This is a genomic window from Stenotrophomonas sp. 22DLJC03 (assembly GCF_056861405.1).
Map to the genome: position 1 here is coordinate 33,633 of NZ_JBSPUG010000001.1, position 19,376 is coordinate 53,008.

Here is a 19,376-nt window from a genome sequence, read left to right on the forward strand (position 1 = left end):
CCGGCACTACCACCCTGTCAGGTCTTCGGGGTGAGCTTCAGCAGACGCGCCTTGTTGCCGTCTTCCAGCAGCCACAGTGCGCCATCCGGGCCCTGTTCCACTTCACGGATGCGTTCGCCCATGTTGAAGCGTTCGGCTTCGCGCGCGCTGTCGCCATCGAAGGCCACACGTACCAGCGAGGTGGATGACAGGCCGCCGATGAAGCCGCTGCCCTTCCACTGCGGGAACAGGTTGCCGCTGTAGATGACGAAGCCGGCCGGCGAGATCACCGGCGTCCAGGTCACCTTCGGGGCGGCGAATTCCGGGCGGGTGCTGTGGTCGGGAATCGGGCGGCCGTCGTAATGGTCACCATTGGAGACGATCGGGTAGCCGTAGTTGGCGCCGCGCACGATCAGGTTCAGTTCGTCGCCACCGGCCGGGCCCATCTCGTGCGCCCACAGCTTGCCGTTGGCGTCGAAGGCCATGCCGAGGATGTTGCGGTGGCCCAGCGACCACACCTGCGCGGCAACACCGCCCTGCGAGGCGAACGGGTTGTCGGCGGGCAGGCTGCCGTCGTCGTTGAGGCGGATGATCTTGCCGAGATTGCCGCCCATGTCCTGTGCCGGATCGAACTTCTGCCGTTCACTGGAACTGATCCACAGCTTGCCGTCCGGGCCGAAGACGAGGCGGTGGCCGTAGTGGCCCTCGCCGCTGACCTTGGGCGTCTGTCGCCAGATCACCTTCAGGTCCTTCAGCTCACCGCCACCCTTGGCATCCAGCGCCAGCGTGGCGCGTGCGACGGCAGCGCCACGGGTGTCCAGCGTGCCCTCTTCGGCATAGCTGAAGTAAATGACGTGGTTGCGGGCGAACTGCGGATGCAGGATCACATCGCCGAAACCGCCCTGGCCACCATAGGCGACCTTGGGCACACCGGTGATTTCATGCTTCTGGCCACTGGCCAGGTCCAGATGCTGCAGCTTGCCGCGCTTTTCGGTCACCAGCAGGCTGCCATCGGGCAGGAACGTCATTGCCCACGGCTGGTCGAAACGACTGATTTCGGTGGCGGTGAACGGTCGCTGGTCGGCAGCGTCTGTGCTGGCGGCGGCAGCCTTCTGCCCACTGGCATCGGGGCCGGCGGCACTGCAGGCCGTGGTGGCGAGGATCGGCAACAGGCCGAGGGCGAGCAGCAGGGGCGTGCGGGTCATGGGTATCTCCAGCGGAAGGGGATGCGGATGGCCAGGCTCTCCCTTGTATACCACCGGGGCGGTGACGGTCCTGGCCCGAAGGTCCTGTTTCCCCCTGTGCGGCGGCGGCGGGATCGTCTAGGGTGGGTTCGCCCGGGCAAAGCATGCCCGCCTGACTGCAAGGAACCGCAATGAACGCACCGATCATCCATCGACCCTCGCCGGCCTTCATTGCCGCCTCCTGGGTGGCCCTGCTGCTCGGCGCGGTGGCCTACCTGGTAGGCCTGTTCAATGCGGAGATGCCGCTGAACGAGAAGGGCTATTACCTAACCCTGCTCCTGTTTGGCCTGTTCGCAGCGGTGTCGCTGCAGAAGAGCGTGCGCGACCGTGTCGAGGGAATTCCGGTGAGTGGCCTGTATTACGCGCTGTGCTGGTTCGCATTGCTGTCTGCGCTGCTGCTGCTTCTGGTTGGCCTGTGGAACGCGACTCTGGTGTTGAGCGAGAAGGGCTTCTATGGCATGGCCTTCGCGCTGTCGCTGTTCGGCGCGGTGGCGGTGCAGAAGAACACTCGTGATCTGATCGCCGCCGGTGACGGTGAAAGCAAGCGCAGTGCGGGCGTGCCGCCGCTGCCGGAACAGGATTGACAAACGACCGGTAGCGCCGGGCCATGCCCGGCGCTACCGGCATCCGATCAAGTCAGGTGCCGCGAGGCACGCCCTTGTCCAGCCGCTGGTCGAGATTGATCGCTTCCTCCCAGCCTCGGCGTACGGCATTGCGGGCCTGCGCCCACTCCAGCCGGCTCTTGCCACGTTCGCTGGCCCAGCGTGATTCCAGTTCGCTTTCCACTTCCTCGTAGGCGCGGATCATGTCCTGCGCGCGGGCCGAGTGGCCAATACGGTAGGCTGGTTCGTAGTCGTCGAAGAACAGCTGATCGTCATAGTACGGTTCAGAGGTGTAGCGCTCGCGCCAGTAGTTGCTGACCGCGTCGCGCGGGGTGCTGTCGTCCGGCACGCGGCCGGGAATCTGGTAGTCGGTCATGGAAGGGCTCCGTGGTGGACGAAGCCTGATCGTGCCTGCGCGGCGGTTAACGGCCCGGTCCGGCAGCGTGATCGTCAGATCAATCCGCCGGGCATGGCCCGGCGCTACCGATCACCCGGCGTCGGCATCCTTTCGCGGTAACTTGTAGATCACCGCGCCGATGGCGAACGCGACCAGCGCGGCCGCGATGTTCTGCCAGCTGGCACTGGCGAACAGGGCCAGGCACAGCAACAGCGCCAGCACCGGAATCAGCGGGCCACCGGGCAGCTTCAGCGCACCGGGGCGGTCGGCGTAGCGTTTGGCCAACACCAGTACTGCGGCGGCAGTACCGATGTAGGCGAACAGGCGCGTGGTCATCGACAGCAGCGCCAGCTGCACGAATGACCCCGACAGAGCCAGCCCGAGCGCGATCAGGCCCTGGCACAGGATCGATGCGGCCGGTGTATGGAAGCGCGGATGCACCTGCGCCAGGATCTTCGGCCCGTAGCCATCGCGCGCCAGCGCGAACAGGAAGCGCGGGCCCATCATCATCGTGTTGCTGTTGGTGCCGAGGATGGAAATGGTCGCGCCTACGGTCAGGATCAGCGCGAGTGCCTCACCACCGAAGCCGGCGGCGGCGTCAGCCAGTGGCGTGGCCGAGCTGGACAGCCCGGCCAGCGTGCCCTGCGCCACCACCTGCACCGCTCCATAGATGACGGTGACGGTGACGATCATGGTGATCAGTGCGAACGGAATATCGCGGCGTGGGTTGCGGTACTCGCCGGCCGCAGCCGGGATGTTCTCGAAGCCCGCGTAGGCGTACAGCAGCAGCAAGGCGGCTTCACCCATGCGCTGCAGGTCGTGCGGGTCCGGGCGCTGCCCGGAGAACACCAGCTGCGGATCGATGTAGAACGCGCCGATGGCCACGAACAGCAGCAGCGGCAGCATCTTGCCGATCACCAGCACCACGCCGGTCCGCGCGGCCGAGCGCACGCCGATGATGTTGACGCCGGTGAGGAAACCCAGCGACACAACGATCACCGCGATGCGGCCCATGCCGGCGCCGGCCCACGGCCAGAAGCGTGCCACCGCATCGGCCAGCGCGTTGCTCAATGCGGCCGCCGAGCTGATGCGGGTCAGCCAGATCATCCAGCCGATCTCGAACCCGGCGAAACGGCCGAACGCCTCGCGGGCATACAGGTAGCTGCCGCCGGGCTCATCGAAGTAGCTGGCGGCCTGCGCATAGCACAGCACCAGCAACGCAACGACGATGCCGGCGGCGACCACGCCCCACAGGCTGAAGGGGCCGAGCAGGGCGACGGTGGCGGCCGGCAACAGGTAGATGCCGCTGCCGATCACGTCGTTGATCGACAGGCCGACGATCTGCCAGCGGCTGACCGCGCGTTGCAGCTGCGGTTCGTCCGGGGTGCTCAACGGGCGTCTCCGCTCAGTGCAGGCAGCTGCCACTGTGCCTGCAGGCGCTTGTACTCGGCGCGCGGCAGCAGCACGAAGCGCGGCGTATCCTGCGGCCGCAGCCAGTCCAGCAGCGCCTGCATGCGCGGCTGCGGCATGGCGGTGCAGCCAGCCGTGGCCTCACCGGGCGCGCGCCACAGATGGGCGAAGATGCAGCTGCCCTTGCCGGGCTGGTTGTCCGGGTTGTGGGCAATCACGAAGCCTTCCTGGTAACGCACGTCGCCCTTGTTGTGCAGGTCCAGCCGCATCGGCTCGGTGGAGCCCTTGATCGCGGCGCTGCCGACCTTCTTCGCATCGACGATGCGGTTGTAGAACGGTGAACCGGGCACATCCATGCAGTAGCTGCTTTCAAGCATGGGCTGGTAGGCCATCGCGGTGCCGGGGCGGGTGATGGCATAGCCGAAGGCGCTGCCGAGCGCGAACACGCCGGCCGGGCTGCGGCCATCGCCTTCCTGCTTCTGCGGGCCATCGCCCTGTGCCGGATGCAGGCCCAGGCCCCACGCGCTGCCGGTACGGCCGAGCGCGACCGGGAAGGCTTGCCCGTGCGCGTGCCAGCCCTTGCCGTCGCGTACATAGGCCTGCAGCTGCCCTTGGGTGCTATCCCAGTTGTCGCTGGTGACCACGATCAGCTGTCGCGCGCCATCCAGCGGCGCGGCGTGGACGGACACCGCAGCGGCAAGCAGCAGCGCAGTGGTGGTGAGACGGGCCAGCGATTTCATCAACGTGCGCTCCGGTCAGGAATCCAGCAGGTGGTCGATCCGCTCCAGGTTCACCGCCAGTTGCTGCTGGCGGTCCGGATTGGCGTGGCAGAGCAGCACGAACAGGAAATCGAGCAGCGCGTGCATGGCGCTACGGTACAGCAGCTGCGCGACCTGCGGCGTCCGGTCGTGCGCGCACACCGCCAGCGCGGCATCAGCATGCGCGCGCAGCGGGTTGGCGGTGTGGCGGGTAATGGAAATCACCTTGCCGCCCATGTCCTGGAACTGCCGCGACAGCTGCGAGAGCTGGGGCAGGTTGCCGAACTCGGAGAACATCAACAGCGCGTCACCCGGGCGTGCCGCTGACAGGTTGGCCAGCATCAGGATCGGGTCGGTATGTGGCACCACCAGCAGCCCGAGCAGCGACAGCCGCATGGCGAATTCACGCGCGTACAGGCCGTCATCACCCAGGCCGTACACGAACAGCTTCGGTGCCCCATCGAGCAGCTGCACGATGCGCTCTATCTCCTCTCGGGGATTGGCCTGGCGGGTTTCCTCCTCGGCCAGAGCCTTGCTGCGGCGCAGGGCGTCGCCCAGGCGCAGGTAGTCATCGCCGCTGTCGGGTTCGCTGGGCGCCTGTTGCGGGTCGGCACCCGCGCGGGCCACGTCCTGGCCGATCGAATACTTCAGGTCCGGGTAGCCCTTGAAGCCGAGCTTCTGGCTGAACTTGACCACGCTGGACTGGCTGATGCCCAGCGCGCTGGCCAGCTGCTGCGAGGAGTAGTCGCGCAGCAGGTGCGCGTTGTCGAGGATGAAGTCGGCGATGCGGCGTTCGATGGCCGACATCTGCCCGCGCTCGGTGCGGATTTTCAGCAGGGGCGGCATGCGGGGCGTCCGGGCATGGATAGGCGCGTTGCGGTTGGCAGCGTAGAGCAGATTATGTGGTGGGTCGGGCGGGGTGCCAGCCGCGAAGGGCGTACGGAGCGGGGCAAAAGCAGGAGCAAGGGCATCCACCCATGGCGTGGCTCTACCCGGAGCTGCTGTTGAGTCCGCCTTCAAGCGAGCCGTGCACCGCAGGGCACCGGCGTGCGCAGCACGTCGGCTCGCGGCCGGCGGAGCGTTTCTTTTGGTTACTTTTCTTTTCGCGAAAAGAAAAGTAACGCCCGACCAAGCATCAGCCGTAGACGCTGCTTGCAGCGGTGCTCCGATCAACCCAGCATCTCCAACCCCCGCACTTCGGTGATACCCAGCCCCGGCACGTCGCTGATGCTGATCTCCGATTCGTTGAAATGCACGCCACCGCTGACCGGGTCGAACTGGCCCAGCGATGGGCCGTCGAGGTCGACCTTGGTGATCACATCGCTCTTGGCCACGGCCAGATGCACCGCTGCGGCCACGCTGATGCTGGATTCGATCATGCAGCCGATCATGCACGGCACGCCGTAGATGCCGGCAATATCGGCAATGCGGATCGCGTTGGACAGGCCACCGGTCTTCATCAGCTTGATGTTGATGATGTCGGCCGCGCGCTGCTGGATCAGGTCCATCACCTGGCTCGGGCTGAACACGCTTTCGTCGGCCATTACCGGCGTGTTGACGCGGTCGGTGACGTACTTCAGGCCGCTGATGTCGGCCGCCTTTACCGGCTGCTCCAGCAGTTCCAGCACCACGCCGGCTTCTTCCAGCGTGCGCATTGCGTGCACGGCCTGCTTGGCGGTCCAGCCCTGGTTGGCGTCCAGGCGAAGCAGGGCGCGGCCTTCCACGGCGGCGTGGATCGCCTTGACCCGTTCGATGTCCAGACCGATGTCCTTGCCGACCTTGATCTTCAGCGACTCGAAGCCGCGTTCGATCGCCGACAGCGAGTCAGCCACCATCTTGTCGATGTAGTCCACGCTGATGGTGATGTCGGTGGTGATCACCGGGTCACCGCCACCCAGCATCTGGTACAGGGGCGCGCCATGCAGCTGTGCCCACAGGTCGTACAGCGCGATCTCCACCGCCGCCTTGGCACTGCTGTTGCGCTCCATCGCGGTCTGCACCAACGTGCATAGATGGTTGAGGTTGACCACGTCCTGGCCGATCAGGCGCGGGGCGATGAAGTGCCGGATCGCTTCGATGATCGAGCCGTGGGTGTCACCGGTGATCACCGCAGTGGCCGGCGCTTCGCCGTAGCCGGTGTGGCCGGTATCGGTGCGGATCAGCACCACCACGTCTTCCACGGTTTCCACCGTGCGCAGGGCGGTCTTGAACGGTGTTTTCAGCGGCACGCGCAGCATGCCCAGTTCGATGGCAGTGATCTTCATTCAGGGGGTCTTGGCACGCAGGCGTTGGATGTTGGTGATGCGGTCGATGTAGCGGACGCTGTCGCTGGCCATCATCGGCTCCAGCGGGGTGACCGAAACACCGTTCAGGTGGGCCTGCACGCGTTTGCCGTCGGCACCGAACCAGCTGCCGCCCGCGGTATCGTGGATCACCCAGGTGCGGCCGTCGACGTGGCCGATGGCCATCATCACGTGGCCGGGGATGTAGACCAGGTCGCCCACCTGCAGATCGGTAACGGCGCGGTCGCGCACGGCCTTGCCGTCCTTGGTGGTGAACGGCAAGCGGTCCAGCGCCGGGCTGACCGCCTGTGCACTGGTATTGCGCGGCAGCAGCACGCCGAAGCTGCGGTAGATCTCGGAGACGAATTCGCTGCAGTCGCGGGTGTCGTAGTCGTGGCCCCAGCCGTAGCGTTCACCGAGGAACTTGAAGGACTGCTGCAGCAGCAGGCGCGGGGTCAGTGGCAGATAGTCGGCGGCGGTGTCCTGTGAGCGCGGCAGCAGGGCCGGCACCAGCTTCAACCGGCCATCGCTTTCGCGTACCGGCAGCTGCACCACCCACGAGGCGTGCGCCTGTTGCCCGTTCACCGGTTTGGCGGCCGGCCACTCGGCCAACACCGGCAGGCGCACGCCCATGTCCAGCTGCAGGCGCGAGACACGCGGTTCTTCCGGGGTGTAGGCGGTCTGTGCGGTGGCGCCGGTGACGATGCGGTAAGGCCCCTCGGCGCCGTAGCCGAGCACGGTGGCTTTGTCGCCGCTGGCGATGGCATCGGCCTCGATCCACGCGCTGTAGCGTTCGCTGTGCACGAACAGCCAGCGGCCATCGGCGCTGCGATGGACCACCGCGACCTTGTCGCCGGGGAACAGGGCCGATTCCTGGAAGCGGTCGATGTCGGTGTCGCCGACGGTGCTGAAGACGCGCTCGCGGGTGGGGAAGGTGCGCAGTGCGGCGCGCTTCACCACCAGCCCGTATTGCGGTGTCGTCTGCGCGGGAATGGCATCAAGACCGAGGTTGGCTTCGATCGCGCTGCGCAGTGCCGGGGTGATGGTCTGGCCCTTGTCGTTGTACAGAGTGCGGGCGGGCCAGCTCGACAGCGCGGTGATGCTGCCGCGCACTGCCTCCGCATCAAGCTGTGCGGGCAGCACGGCGATGTCCTGGATATGGCTGTCCTGCGCCCGCATCCGCGCGTTCTGCGCGTCGATCTGCGTGCGGTCGAGGATCGGGGTGTCGGCGTTCTCGAGCCGTGCTGCCCAGTAGTCCGGCGTGAGGTAGGCCTCGTGCAGGCCGATCACATAGGGCAACGGCGCACCGGGATCAGGCGTCGGGGCAGCCAGTGCGAAGGCCGGGGCGGCCAGCAGGCACAGGGCCAGGGTCAACCGACGCGGCCAGTGCCGGCGCGGTTCGCGGGAAGCCAGGATCATGCGCTGCACACCCTCCTCGAATACCTGTTGGAATATTTATTCCTTTCGGCGTCGAAAGCAAGAATAAATTATTGACCGGTCTCCCGGCCCGTGTTACACAGCCGTTACCACCCGCGCTTGGGAAGTGTCGCCGTGGATCCTGCCGTTCGCAAACTGCGTCTGCCTGCTGCTGCCGGCCTGAGTGCCGCGCTGCTGCTGTGCGCGTGGTCCGCAGCAGCGCAGCCACCGCCGTCGGCCACGCAGTTCGCGCAGGTGGTGCAGATGATCGATGCCGGGCGGTTCTCCGAAGCCGGCAGCGAACTGAATACCTGGTCGGCAGCCGATGCGGCCGAGTCTGGCGTCAGCGAACAGGACATCGCCTTCCAGCAGGAGCGCATGCGGCGAATCCGCCTGGATTTCTCCTTGGACCAAGCCGGTGCCAAGGCGGCGGTGCGGCGCTGGATTCCCGACCTGACTGACGAGGAATTCGCGCGCTGGGACCAGCTTGGCCTGATCGAGCATCTCGATATCGACGGCACGCGCTGGTACTTCAAGCGCGCACCGTCGAACCTGTTCCTGCTCAGCGACCAAGCGCGCGCACGCCGCCGCGCGGATGCGCCGCTGCCGGCGCCCGGCCCGAACGAAGTGCTCAATGCACACCATGCGCGCGTGATCGCGGCGGCCGAACAGAGTGGCCAGGCCTCGGTGCTGCCGCAGCGCATCGAATTCACCCAGTCGCTGACGGTCAAGGCCGATGCGGTGCCGGCGGGGGAAACGGTTCGTGCCTGGATTCCCTACCCACGTGAACTACCTGGCCAGCAGGAGCAGGTGCAGTGGCTGGGCAGCACCCCCGGCAGGGCGCGCGTGGCACCGGCCAGCACGCAGCAGCGCACCGCCTATCTGGAAGCAAAGGCGGTGGCTGGGCAGCCGACGCGCTTCGAGATCCGCTACGCGCTGACGATCTTCGCGCGCCACACCGCGATCGATCCGGCCATGGTGCAGCCGACACCGGCCGACCCGGCACTGAAACCCTACCTGTCCGAGCAGCTGCCGCATGTGCGCTTCACCCCGGCGCTGAAGCTGTTTTCCGGCCAGGTGTTGCAGGGTGAAATACGCCCATACGAGGTGGTGCGCAGGCTGTTCGCCGCGGTCGATCGCATTCCGTGGGCCGGCGCGCGCGAATACTCCACCATCAGCAACATCAGTGATTACGCATTGCGAGCCGGCCATGCCGACTGCGGGCAGCAGACCCTGTTGCTGATCGCGCTGCTGCGCATGAACGGCATTCCCGCGCGCTGGCAGTCGGGCATGGTGTTCGCCGACGATGGCAGCGGCTACAACAACCTGCATGATTGGGGGCAGGTCTACCTGGCGCCGTATGGCTGGCTGCCGATGGATGTGACCACCGGCGCGCTGGCCAGCGATACGCCCGCGCTGCGTGATTTCTACCTCGGTGGCCTCGACGGCTACCGTATCGCCTACAACGACGATTTCGGCCAGGCCCTGGTGCCGGCCAAACAGCACCACCGCTCGGAAACGGTCGACTCGCAGCGCGGCGAGGCCGAGTGGGCAGGCGGCAACCTGTACTTCGACCAATGGAACTACGACTTCCAGTGGCGGGTACTGCCAGCCGGGCAACGCTAGCGCGACACACCACCCACACCACCATTCAATTCTTGCAGGAGAGAGCAGGGGATGAAGGCTTACACCATCAAGCGGGCGGCCTTGTGCGTCGCCCTCGGCACGTGCCTGGGCGCGATGCTGCCCAGCATCGCGTTGGCACAGAATGTCAGTGGCGCCGTGGCCGGCCGTGCCACCGCCGGCGACCAGGTCACCGTGGTCAGCAGCAGTACCGGCCTGACCCGCACCGTAACCGTCGGTGCCGATGGCAGTTACCGCCTGGGTCAATTGCCGGTAGGCGACTACCAGCTGCAGCTCAGCCGTGAGGGCCAGGCGCTGGGCGATCAGGTCGCGGTCAGCGTCGCCGTCGGTGGCACCACCACGGTCAACCTGGCAAGTGGTGGCGGTGTCACCAATCTCGATGCACTGCAGGTGCGCGGCACCCGCGTGATCAACCGCGTGGATGTCTACTCCACCGAAACCTCGTTCAACATCAATCGCCAGGAGATCTCACGGCTGCCGGTAGCGCAGGACCTGTCCGCGGTCGCGCTGATGGCACCGGGCGTGGTGGGGGGCAATTCGTCGTTTGGTGGCCTGTCGTTCGCCGGTTCCTCGGTGGCCGAGAATGCTGTCTTCATCAACGGCCTCAATGTCACCGACATGTACACCCGGCGCGGCTTCAGTACCGCGCCATTCGCCTTCTTCAACGAGTTCCAGGTCAAGACCGGTGGCTACTCGGTGGAGTTCGGCCGCTCCACCGGTGGCGTGATCAATGCGGTGACCCGTTCGGGCAGCAACGTGTTCGAAGGCGGCGTGGAAGTGACCGCTGAACCGAGCGCGTGGCGTTCCAGTGGCGGCGATCATTTCCACCGTGACGGTACGCCGCATTCCTACGGAAGCCGCGACAACAATTCGTTCCTGAAGACCAACGTCTGGGGTTCCGGCCCGATCATCAAGGACAAGCTGTTCCTGTTCGCCATGTACGAGGACCGCAGTGACAAGGGACACAACACCTCGTCCGATGGCAGTACCTGGTTCAAGAATGATTCCGGCAACGGGTTCTGGGGCACAAAGCTGGACTGGAACATCAACGACAACCACAGCCTGGCACTGCTGGCGTTCTCCGACGAGGGTGACGTCACCAATGCCTCGTATGGCTACAACTGGAACAACGACCGGCTTGGCGCCTGGGGGGGGGACTCGATCACCGAGACCGGCGGCCGCAACTGGTCGGCGACCTACACCGGTCATTTCGGGCAGAACTTCACTGCCCGCGCCATGGTTGGCCAGAACAAGCAGCGTGCGTTCACCAACTCGTCGCTGGACCAGGCCTGCAGCCCGGTGTTCACCGACAGCACGTACGGTCCGCGCCTGGGCAAGCTGCAGGGCCTGCGCGCCGGCTGCCATCCCACCGGCACGGCGGTGGCCGAGCGCGATGACACCCGCGACGTGGCCCGCCTGGACTTCGAGTGGCAGCTGGGCGACCACCTGCTGCGCTTCGGCGTGGACCGCGAGCTGATGACCACCGACCAGTCCACCCGCTACCCGGGACCGACCGCACTGAGCTATACCGCCTACGTCGCGCGGCCCGGCGATGAAGTGTGGGACGGCGCCAACGCCTATGTTCCGGCCGGCGTCACCGAGATGCTGCGCGCACGCAACCGCCAGTCCGGCGGCAAGTTCGAGACCGAGGCCAACGCGTTCTACCTGGAAGACATCTGGAACATCACCCCGAACCTGATGCTCAACCTCGGTGTGCGCTGGGACCGTTTCGAGAACCGCACCGCCGCCGGCAAGGCGTTCATCAAGATGGACGACCTGATCGCACCGCGCGTCGGCTTCTCGTGGGACATGCGCGGTGATGGCAGCACCAAGCTGTTCGGCAACGCAGGCCGCTACTACCTGCCGGTGACCAACAACATCAACGTGAACTTCGCCGGTGGCCTGACCGACGAGTACAGCTACTACGTGCTCAACGGCTGGGAGCAGAAGACCTCGCCGACCGGCTCGCCGTACATGGCACCGATCGTCGGCCAGCAGATCGGGCCGACCGACACCCGCATGAACACCGGTGGCGCCGATCTGCGCCAGAGCGTGGACCGCGACCTGAAGGCGGTCTACCAGGATGAGTACATCCTCGGCTTCCAGAACATGATCAACCAGGCCTGGTCGTGGGGCGTCAATGCTACCTATCGGCGCATGACCCGCGCGCTGGATGACATCCGCATCAACTACACCCCCTGTGGCCCGACCCCGAGCACGCTGTGGCCGATCGCCAACCCGGGCGAGAGCCTGACGATCTGGGGCGACAAGAGCATCGGCTGCGCCAATGAAGGCTGGATCACCATCGATACCGCCAACAGCGGCTACCGCAAGGGCGGCAGCGGCGAGGTGATCGGTTACTCCAAGCCCAAGCGCACCTACAAGGCGCTGGAGTTCCAGATCGACCGTGCATGGGACGAGAAGTGGATGCTCAACGCGTCCTACCTGTGGTCGAAGAGCGAGGGCAACTTCGAGGGCCCGGTCAACTCCGATACCAACTACGGCGACACCGGCATGGTCCAGTTCTGGGATCATCCGGCCACCAACGAGCGCTACGGCGTGCTGTTCAACGACTTCCGCCATCAGTTCAAGCTGCGTGCCGCCTACGCACTGAACAAGCAATGGTCGTTCGGCACCACGCTGCAGGTGCAGTCCGGTGGCCCGATCACTGCGTACGGCGTGATGTGGCCGAACGATTCCATCGCCGGTGGTAGTACCTCCAGCGAAGGCAGCGGCGGTGGCACCGGCTGGCTGTGCGTGGCCAACTGCTCGGGCCCGTACGACAAACGCCAGTTCGAGTACAGCCCGCGCGGCGCGTTCGGTCGCCTGCCGTGGACCTGGACCATGGGTGCCAATGTGACCTGGCGCCTGCCGGTGGAGGGCATCGACCTCAGCGCGCGGCTGTCGGTGTACAACCTGTTCAACAACCAGAAGACCATCAACGTGCATCAGCGCTATGAAGCGCAGCCGGGACAGTACCGCGAAGCTACCTTCGCAACTGGCACGCGTTGGCAGGCGCCGCGCTACACCCAGCTGGTGGTGACCTGGAACTTCTGAGGCCGTGATCCGCGCCGTCCACCGTGACAGCGCGGGCAATGGAGGCGCTGCCCGCATGCACCATCTGCTGATCCTCGCAGCGGCACTGACCGCTCCTTCCGCTTCGGCAGCCGATACCGCATCCATCGATGCGGATGTCGCCGCCGTGGTCCGCGTCGAGCATCTGCCCGGACTGGCGATGGCGGTGGTCGAGAACGGGCAGGTGGTCCATCGCCATGTGGAAGGTACGCGTGGTGATGGAGGCCGCATCGATGACGACACGCTGTTCAAGATTGCCTCCAACAGCAAGGCGATGACCGCCGCGCTGCTGGCACGGCTGGTGCAACAGGGCAAGCTGCGCTGGGACGATCCAGTGCAGCGGCATCTGCCGGGCTTCCGAATGCATGACGCGTGGGTCGGCCGGCAGATGCAGGTGCGCGATCTGCTGATCCACAACAGTGGGCTCGGATTAGGTGCCGGCGATCTGATGCTGTGGCCGGAGCCGAACGCGTTCACCCGCGCCGATATCATCGCCGGACTGGCGCACCTGAAGCCGGTCAGCAGCTTCCGCAGCCACTATGCCTACGACAACCTGATGTACGTGGTGGCCGGTGAAGTGGCTGCTGCGGCCGGTGGCAAACCGTACGACCAGCTGATGCGCGAGCAGGTGTTTGAACCACTGGGCATGACGCGCTGCCAAGTGGGGGCATGGTCGGTGAAGCGCGTGGGCAATGTGGCGCAGCCGCACGCCTGGCGTGGTGAACGCAACGAGGTGGTGAACGCCGACGGTGAGACCAGCCCTGACCTGCCGTCGATGGCAGCTGGCGGCATCCGCTGTTCGCTGCGTGACCTGACGCGTTGGATGCAGGTGCTGCTGGATCCTGCCCTGGTGCCGGACTGGCTGGGCAGCGAGCAGCGGCGCACGCTGTGGACCCTGCACATGCCGATGCCGCTGGGTGAGCGCCAGCGGCGCTGGGACAACGCGCACTTCCATGGCTACGGCTACGGCTGGCGAGTGTCCGACATGGACGGGCAGTGGAAGGTGGCGCATACCGGCACGCTGTCGGGAATGTATTCGTCACTGGCGCTGCTGCCCGACCGCAAGGTGGGCGTGGTGATGCTGATCAACGGTGAAGGCGAGGATGCGCGCACCGCGTTGATGCAGGCCGCGCTGAAGCGCTTCACCGCAGCGGACGGTGCGCGGCCTGCGATGGAGTACCTGGCCGAATTGAAGGCAGACCAGGCAACGCGGGCGGCGTCCGGGCATCAGCGGCCAGTGACGTCGGACGCGCGGCAGACGTCGGCGTCCGATCTACAGCACTGGCAGGGCCGCTACACCGACCCCTGGCTGGGCCCGGCCTCGTTGTGCCCGGGCAAGGACGGCCTGCGCTTCAGCGTGGACAGATCGCCGCGGCTGCAGGGTGCCGTGCTGCAACTGCAGGGGCGTTGGCTGTTGCGCTGGGATACGCTGGGCGAAGACGCGCAGGCGTGGCTGCAGCCCGGTGACGGTGCGCCGCCCACGCTGGACCTGCGTGCCATCGACCCGGACATCGACTTCAGCTATGACTTCCAGGACCTGCATTTCACTCGTACTGGCGATTGCCCTGGCGGCGAGCGCCAGCGCCGCTGAGCCACCGCGCGTTTCACCGGCCACCGATGCAGCCAGCGCCGGATTGGTGGAGATCCGCACGTTGTCGCCAGGCATCGAGATGGACATCCGCTACGCCGGCGCCAACAACTTCACCGGCGCGCGCGTGCCGCGCTACGAGGCGCCGTCCTGCTACCTGCTGGCGCCGGTGGCGAAGGCGCTGGCGCATGTGGAACAGGACCTGCGCGCGGATGGCTTTGGCCTGCGCATCTATGACTGCTATCGGCCGGTGCGTTCGGTGCAGGCCTTCATGGCCTGGGTGAACGACCCCAGCGAGCTTTCGCGGAAGGCGCTGCAGTACCCGGACCTGGACAAGCCGCGCCTGCTGGCCGACGGCTACATCGCCGAGCGCTCCGGCCACAGCCGCGGCGCCACGGTCGATCTCGGTCTGCTGGACTGCCGCAACGGCCGCTGCAAGCCGATGGACATGGGTACCGACTTCGATTTCTTTGGCCCGCGTGCGCATACGCAGACGAGCGGACTGAGCGATGCACAGCAGGCCAATCGGCAGCAGCTGGTAAGCGCGATGGCCCGGCGAGGCTTCGCCAACTACCCGAAGGAGTGGTGGCACTACACCCTGCAGCCCGAACCGGACCCCGGCACCGCGTACGACGTGCCAGTGCTTTAGGGGTTATCGGCAGGGCTGCGCCCTGCACCTGCAGAGGCAACGGCAACGGCAACGGCCGAAGCAACAGCTGGCATTCCGTGGATTGGCGGGGTGGGGCCGGTTGCGTGGGACGCTGCAAGTACGTCCATGTAAGCTCGGTCGCCGCTTGCTCGTGTGCGCAGGACAGCGCACACGAGAAAGCGGTGACCAAGCCCCCATGGATGGGTTCACGGCGGCCCCGCACACTCACAGTGCCCCGCCAACCCTCAGTATGCCGCTTTGGCTTTGGCTGTTGCTTGAAGCCTCGGCAGGTGCAGGGTGCAACCCTGCCAATACCCTTACACTGGCCGCCATCCCACCGTTGCCTACCCGATGAACCTTCCCCTGCACTTCGGCCTGCTCGGTACCCTGGAAGCCGGCGCCATCGCCCTGCTGGTCGGGCTGCTGGTGTACTTCCTGTGGTCGCAACTGTGCCGGCTTCTGCACTGGACGGTCGGCCACGCGATCGGCTGGTCGTGTGTCATCGCCGTGATCATCTCCGCCGGCATCGATGCATGGAAGCTGTTCTACATGGGCATCGTGCGGCTGGAATCGCCACTGTACGCGCGCCTGTTCCTCGCCACCATCCACGATCCGAACGAACTTGGCAGTCGCGTGGTGCTTGAAATCGCCGGCGCGCTCGCTGGTGTTGCCCTCGGCTGGGTGGTGTTCAGTTCGCGGTCATCGGCGCAGAACGTCGACTGACGCAGGTTTTTCGTTCGCTGCCGGTTAAATCCGGCAGCGCTGAATGCGCATCTTATGAGCTGCTCACTTGCTGCTAACCACCGCGCTAAAGCATGCGTGGAGGCGAGTGGTTAATCGTGCGTGTTGACGCCGGTCGCGGGGCAAAATCGATTCAGAAAGGCGGTGGCAGGGTAGGTGCCGTGCGGAGACAACACGCCGCGCAACACCACCCAATTGGTAGGAGACACCCCTGATGACTATTCGCAACCGCAAGCCCCTGATCGCCCTGATCGTCGCCGCCGGCAGCGTGCTGGCCATTCCGGCGATGGCCCAGTCGGCCAAGCAGCAGGCCGCGCAGGCACAGAACGAGGCCGCGCAGGCGCAGCAGTCGGCGGCGCAGGCAGGGCAGGCGGCTGACCAGGCGACCAATGCGGCCGCAGCGGCCTCGGCACAGGCCAACGGCGGTGGCCAGACCTGGGCCAGCATCGATACCGATGGCAACGGCACCATCAGCAAGACCGAGGCGCAGGTGAACGCTGGCCTCGCCCAAGTGTTCGACCAGGCCGATACCAACAAGGACGGCGAGCTGAGCGCCGATGAGTACAAGGCCTACGTGGCCGCGCAGCAGGCCGGTGCGGGTGCCGGCGCGGCGCAGGGCCGCTGATCCACGCCTGATTCGGGAAGACCGGTGCATGGGGACCCGGGCGGCTGCGGCCGCCCGGGTTTTTCTCGTCATCGCCGCCCCTGTATCCTTGCGCGATGAACACCTCCACGCCTGCGCCGTCGCGCGCCATCGGCCTGGTCGGTTTTGACGGTGACGATACGCTGTGGAAGAGCGAGGACTACTACCGCAAGGCCGAGCAGGATTATCTTGACCTGCTGTCGCGCTACGTCGACGTGCATGACACCCAGACCGCGCGTCACCTGCTGGAAGTGCAGCAGCGCCATCTGGGTACCTTCGGCTACGGCGTGAAGAGCATGACGCTGTCGATGATCGAAGCGGCCATCGACATCACCGGCCAGCGCATCGAGGCCAAGGACATCCAGCGCATCCTGGAGATCGGCCACGACACTCTGCGCCACCCGGTCGAGCTGATCGACGGCGTGCGTGAAGCGGTGGCTGCGATCGCCGAAGATTATCCGGTGGTGCTGATCACCAAGGGCGACCTGTTCCACCAGGAAGCCAAGATCAAGGTCGCCAATCTCGCCGAGCTGTTCCCGCGCATCGAGATCGTCTCGGAGAAGGACCCGGAAACCTACGCCCGCGTGCTGGCCGAATTCGAACTGCCGATGCAGCGCTTCGTGATGGTCGGCAACTCACTGCGTTCGGACATCGAGCCGGTGGTGACCCTGGGCGGCTGGGGCGTGCATACCCCGTACGCAGTGACCTGGGCACACGAGACCCAGCACGGCGTGGCCGACGACGAACCGCGCATGGTCACCGCCGACACCGCCCACGATTGGCCGGCCGCACTGGCGGCGATCGAGGCCAAGGCCTCGGCGGCGGCCTGACAGGACCCGGCGGCTGCGGCAGAATCGGGGCATGAACCTCCGACTGCGCGCACTGTTGTTGTCCCTGCTGCTGGCGCCGGCCACCGTGCTGGCCCAGCAGACCGCCGAGCGCTCGGCGGCCTACGAGGTGGAAACCGGCGACAGCTGGGTCGATGCCCAGCTGCAGGACGTCAATCACTACGCCGAACGCTACCCGGACGCCTTCCTCGACGAAGTGTCGCGTTATGCCAGCGTGCCGCGCGGCTACATCAGCGCGCTGTTCACCACCCATGGCTGGCAGGCCGGGGACATCTACTTCGCCTGCTTCTGGGCCAAGGCCAGCGGCCAGACCTGCCGCGACAGCGTGCGCGCCTTCAGTCAGGACCCGGAGGGCGGTTGGGAGGCGGTGGTGAAGCGCATGCCGACCAAGCCGGACAATCTGCATTACCGCGCCGTGCGCCACGCCATCGTGGCCAGCTACCAGCACTGGGACCGGCCGATCACCCTGGATGCCACCCTGAAGCGCCAGCTCAAGCGGTAGTGCCGGCCGCTGCCTGATTCTGGTGGGTGCGAACCTTGGTTCGCACGCCTTTTGCTCCTTCCCCCCCAGACCAGTGCGAACCAAGGTTCGCACCCACCAGGCCTACCGGGCTGGGCGCCATGTTGCTCTGCATATCGCCGCCGCGCCGCGCTCCGGCGACAATACGGGTTCGAGCTGTTCCCCGTTCCCGTAATCGAGTGACTGATGAGCGCCTCTTTCGTTTCGCCTGATGTGATCCGCCGCCTGTTCGCGCAGGCCATGTCCCGCATGTACCGCACCGAAGTACCGTTGTACGGCACGCTGGTGGAACTGGTGGAGCGGATCAACGCGCAGGTGCTGGAGCAGGACCCGGCGCTGGCCGCGCAGCTGCAGCGCAACGACGAGCGTGCGCGCCTGGACGAAGAGCGCCACGGCGCGATCCGCGTCGGCACCGTGCAGGAGCTGGCCACGCTGCGCCGCCTGTTCGCGGTGATGGGTATGTACCCGGTCGGCTACTACGACCTGTCCGTGGCCGGCGTGCCGGTGCACTCCACTGCGTTCCGCCCGCTCACCGGCGCGGCGCTGGCGCAGAACCCGTTCCGCGTGTTCACCTCGTTGCTGCGCCTGGAGCTGATCGAAGACGAAGCGCTGCGCGCCGAATCGGCAAAGATCCTTGCCGGCCGCCGCATCTTTACCGATGGCGCGCTGGCACTGATCGACCAGGCCGAGCGTGACGGCGGGCTGTCGCAGGCCGATGCCGGGCGCTTTGTCGATGAAGCACTGGAAACCTTCCGCTGGCACGGGGATGCCACCGTCGATCTGCCGACCTACCACGCGCTGCACAACGCGCACCGGCTGGTGGCCGACGTGGTCAGCTTCCGCGGCCCGCACATCAACCACCTGACCCCGCGTACGCTGGATATCGACGCTGCGCAGGCTGCAATGATCGAGCACGGCATGGCGGCCAAGGCGGTGATCGAAGGTCCGCCGCGCCGTGCCTGCCCGATCCTGTTGCGCCAGACCAGCTTCAAGGCGCTGGAAGAAGCCGTGCATTTCCCGGACAGTGAGGGCGGCGACGCCGGCACCCACACCGCGCGCTTCGGCGAGATCGAACAGCGCGGCCTGGCCCTGACCCCGAAGGGCCGCGCACTGTACGACCAGCTGCTGTCGCAGGCACGCGATGCCGGTGGCGAAGGCAGCACCGGTGGCGGCTACGGCCAGCGCCTGCAGGCGGTGTTCGCCAGCTTCCCGGATGACCATGACACGCTGCGCCAGGAAGGACTGGGTTACTACCGCTACCAGCTGACCGACGCCGGTCGCGCCGCACCGGAGCGCGTGGCCGACCTGCCGGCCGAAGTGCTGGTGGCCGCAGGCCTGGCCACGGCCGACCCGATCGTCTACGAGGATTTCCTGCCGGTCAGTGCCGCAGGCATCTTCCAGTCGAACCTGGGCGGTGAAGAACAGCGTGCGTATGCCGCACACGCCAACCGCGAGGCCTTCGAGCAGGCGCTGGGCGTGGCGGTGAATGACGAGTTCGAAATCTACGAGCGGCTGCAGGCCGAATCGCTGGCGGCGCTGCGCACCGCGTGAAGGTAGAGCCGGCCGCTGGCCGGCTCTAC

General features: G+C 66.3%; 17 protein-coding genes. 10 read left to right on the plus strand and 7 right to left on the minus strand.

Annotation, left to right across the window (positions count from 1 at the left end):
* Nucleotides 1-17: 17 nt before the first annotated feature.
* Nucleotides 18-1,184, minus strand: a complete 1,167-nt coding sequence (locus tag AC13GA_RS00165) for a PQQ-dependent sugar dehydrogenase (protein WP_136639637.1) — start codon at nucleotides 1,182-1,184, stop codon at nucleotides 18-20.
* A gap of 170 nt (nucleotides 1,185-1,354) precedes the next feature.
* On the opposite strand from AC13GA_RS00165, the gene yiaA reads away from it, so the two are divergent.
* A complete protein-coding gene (gene yiaA / locus AC13GA_RS00170; RefSeq protein ID WP_046983882.1) occupies nucleotides 1,355-1,807 on the plus strand; it encodes an inner membrane protein YiaA in 453 nt (150 codons plus the stop codon).
* Between the two features lie 52 nt (nucleotides 1,808-1,859).
* Here the strand turns inward: yiaA and AC13GA_RS00175 are convergent, their stop codons facing one another.
* From AC13GA_RS00175 to AC13GA_RS00200, 6 genes are all read right to left on the minus strand, one after another.
* Entirely contained in the window at nucleotides 1,860-2,201 is a 342-nt protein-coding gene (locus tag AC13GA_RS00175) for a hypothetical protein (RefSeq protein ID WP_478474513.1), read from the minus strand.
* Between the two features lie 111 nt (nucleotides 2,202-2,312).
* Nucleotides 2,313-3,614, minus strand: a complete 1,302-nt coding sequence (locus AC13GA_RS00180; protein WP_426354557.1) for an APC family permease — start codon at nucleotides 3,612-3,614, stop codon at nucleotides 2,313-2,315.
* Nucleotides 3,611-4,372: a L,D-transpeptidase family protein gene (locus AC13GA_RS00185; RefSeq protein ID WP_482997307.1), complete on the minus strand. Its 762-nt coding sequence runs from the start codon at nucleotides 4,370-4,372 to the stop codon at nucleotides 3,611-3,613. Before AC13GA_RS00185 ends, AC13GA_RS00180 begins: the two co-directional genes overlap by 4 nt.
* Nucleotides 4,373-4,387: 15 nt before the next feature.
* Nucleotides 4,388-5,236: a MurR/RpiR family transcriptional regulator gene (locus tag AC13GA_RS00190; RefSeq protein ID WP_046983879.1), complete on the minus strand. Its 849-nt coding sequence runs from the start codon at nucleotides 5,234-5,236 to the stop codon at nucleotides 4,388-4,390.
* A 323-nt stretch (nucleotides 5,237-5,559) separates the two neighbouring features.
* The gene (locus tag AC13GA_RS00195) at nucleotides 5,560-6,654 is read right to left on the minus strand and encodes a dipeptide epimerase (RefSeq protein ID WP_004139139.1); all 1,095 of its coding nucleotides are present in this window, start codon (nucleotides 6,652-6,654) and stop codon (nucleotides 5,560-5,562) included.
* Nucleotides 6,655-8,091 carry a C40 family peptidase gene (locus AC13GA_RS00200; protein ID WP_482997308.1) on the minus strand — a complete coding sequence of 479 codons (1,437 nt, stop codon included), beginning with the start codon at nucleotides 8,089-8,091 and terminating at the stop codon, nucleotides 6,655-6,657.
* Between the two features lie 132 nt (nucleotides 8,092-8,223).
* Here AC13GA_RS00200 and AC13GA_RS00205 point away from each other — a divergent pair, with 132 nt between their 5' ends.
* The 9 genes from AC13GA_RS00205 (at nucleotide 8,224) to hglS (ending at nucleotide 19,347) form a co-directional block, all read left to right on the plus strand.
* Entirely contained in the window at nucleotides 8,224-9,714 is a 1,491-nt protein-coding gene (locus tag AC13GA_RS00205; RefSeq protein ID WP_482997309.1) for a transglutaminase-like domain-containing protein, read from the plus strand.
* A 51-nt stretch (nucleotides 9,715-9,765) separates the two neighbouring features.
* On the plus strand, nucleotides 9,766-12,789 hold the full coding sequence (locus AC13GA_RS00210) for a TonB-dependent receptor (protein ID WP_482997310.1): 3,024 nt from the start codon (nucleotides 9,766-9,768) through the stop codon (nucleotides 12,787-12,789).
* A gap of 55 nt (nucleotides 12,790-12,844) precedes the next feature.
* Nucleotides 12,845-14,398 (plus strand): serine hydrolase domain-containing protein, encoded by a 1,554-nt coding sequence (locus AC13GA_RS00215; RefSeq protein ID WP_482997311.1) that lies wholly within the window; start codon nucleotides 12,845-12,847, stop codon nucleotides 14,396-14,398.
* Complete coding sequence (locus tag AC13GA_RS00220) at nucleotides 14,331-15,044, plus strand: M15 family metallopeptidase (RefSeq protein ID WP_482997312.1); 714 nt, start codon at nucleotides 14,331-14,333, stop codon at nucleotides 15,042-15,044. Before AC13GA_RS00215 ends, AC13GA_RS00220 begins: the two co-directional genes overlap by 68 nt.
* 351 nt (nucleotides 15,045-15,395) lie before the next feature.
* On the plus strand, nucleotides 15,396-15,767 hold the full coding sequence (locus tag AC13GA_RS00225; RefSeq protein ID WP_032968343.1) for a hypothetical protein: 372 nt from the start codon (nucleotides 15,396-15,398) through the stop codon (nucleotides 15,765-15,767).
* A 232-nt stretch (nucleotides 15,768-15,999) separates the two neighbouring features.
* Nucleotides 16,000-16,410: an EF-hand domain-containing protein gene (locus AC13GA_RS00230; RefSeq protein ID WP_004139214.1), complete on the plus strand. Its 411-nt coding sequence runs from the start codon at nucleotides 16,000-16,002 to the stop codon at nucleotides 16,408-16,410.
* 95 nt (nucleotides 16,411-16,505) lie between these two features.
* The gene (locus AC13GA_RS00235; RefSeq protein WP_482997313.1) at nucleotides 16,506-17,258 is read left to right on the plus strand and encodes an HAD family hydrolase; all 753 of its coding nucleotides are present in this window, start codon (nucleotides 16,506-16,508) and stop codon (nucleotides 17,256-17,258) included.
* A gap of 31 nt (nucleotides 17,259-17,289) precedes the next feature.
* On the plus strand, nucleotides 17,290-17,778 hold the full coding sequence (locus AC13GA_RS00240) for a hypothetical protein (protein WP_253079821.1): 489 nt from the start codon (nucleotides 17,290-17,292) through the stop codon (nucleotides 17,776-17,778).
* A 204-nt stretch (nucleotides 17,779-17,982) separates the two neighbouring features.
* Nucleotides 17,983-19,347, plus strand: coding sequence for a 2-oxoadipate dioxygenase/decarboxylase HglS (gene hglS / locus AC13GA_RS00245; RefSeq protein ID WP_482997314.1), 1,365 nt, complete (start codon nucleotides 17,983-17,985; stop codon nucleotides 19,345-19,347).
* Nucleotides 19,348-19,376 lie beyond the last annotated feature (29 nt).

Coding starts and splice junctions, on each gene's coding strand:
- AC13GA_RS00165 (WP_136639637.1), bottom strand. CDS start 1,184: ATGACCCGCACGCCCCTGCTGCTCGCCCTCGGCCTGTTGCCGATCCTC.
- yiaA (WP_046983882.1), top strand. CDS start 1,355: ATGAACGCACCGATCATCCATCGACCCTCGCCGGCCTTCATTGCCGCC.
- AC13GA_RS00175 (WP_478474513.1), bottom strand. CDS start 2,201: ATGACCGACTACCAGATTCCCGGCCGCGTGCCGGACGACAGCACCCCG.
- AC13GA_RS00185 (WP_482997307.1), bottom strand. CDS start 4,372: ATGAAATCGCTGGCCCGTCTCACCACCACTGCGCTGCTGCTTGCCGCT.
- AC13GA_RS00190 (WP_046983879.1), bottom strand. CDS start 5,236: ATGCCGCCCCTGCTGAAAATCCGCACCGAGCGCGGGCAGATGTCGGCC.
- AC13GA_RS00195 (WP_004139139.1), bottom strand. CDS start 6,654: ATGAAGATCACTGCCATCGAACTGGGCATGCTGCGCGTGCCGCTGAAA.
- AC13GA_RS00200 (WP_482997308.1), bottom strand. CDS start 8,091: ATGATCCTGGCTTCCCGCGAACCGCGCCGGCACTGGCCGCGTCGGTTG.
- AC13GA_RS00210 (WP_482997310.1), top strand. CDS start 9,766: ATGAAGGCTTACACCATCAAGCGGGCGGCCTTGTGCGTCGCCCTCGGC.
- AC13GA_RS00215 (WP_482997311.1), top strand. CDS start 12,845: ATGCACCATCTGCTGATCCTCGCAGCGGCACTGACCGCTCCTTCCGCT.
- AC13GA_RS00220 (WP_482997312.1), top strand. CDS start 14,331: ATGACTTCCAGGACCTGCATTTCACTCGTACTGGCGATTGCCCTGGCG.
- AC13GA_RS00225 (WP_032968343.1), top strand. CDS start 15,396: ATGAACCTTCCCCTGCACTTCGGCCTGCTCGGTACCCTGGAAGCCGGC.
- AC13GA_RS00230 (WP_004139214.1), top strand. CDS start 16,000: ATGACTATTCGCAACCGCAAGCCCCTGATCGCCCTGATCGTCGCCGCC.
- AC13GA_RS00235 (WP_482997313.1), top strand. CDS start 16,506: ATGAACACCTCCACGCCTGCGCCGTCGCGCGCCATCGGCCTGGTCGGT.
- AC13GA_RS00240 (WP_253079821.1), top strand. CDS start 17,290: ATGAACCTCCGACTGCGCGCACTGTTGTTGTCCCTGCTGCTGGCGCCG.
- hglS (WP_482997314.1), top strand. CDS start 17,983: ATGAGCGCCTCTTTCGTTTCGCCTGATGTGATCCGCCGCCTGTTCGCG.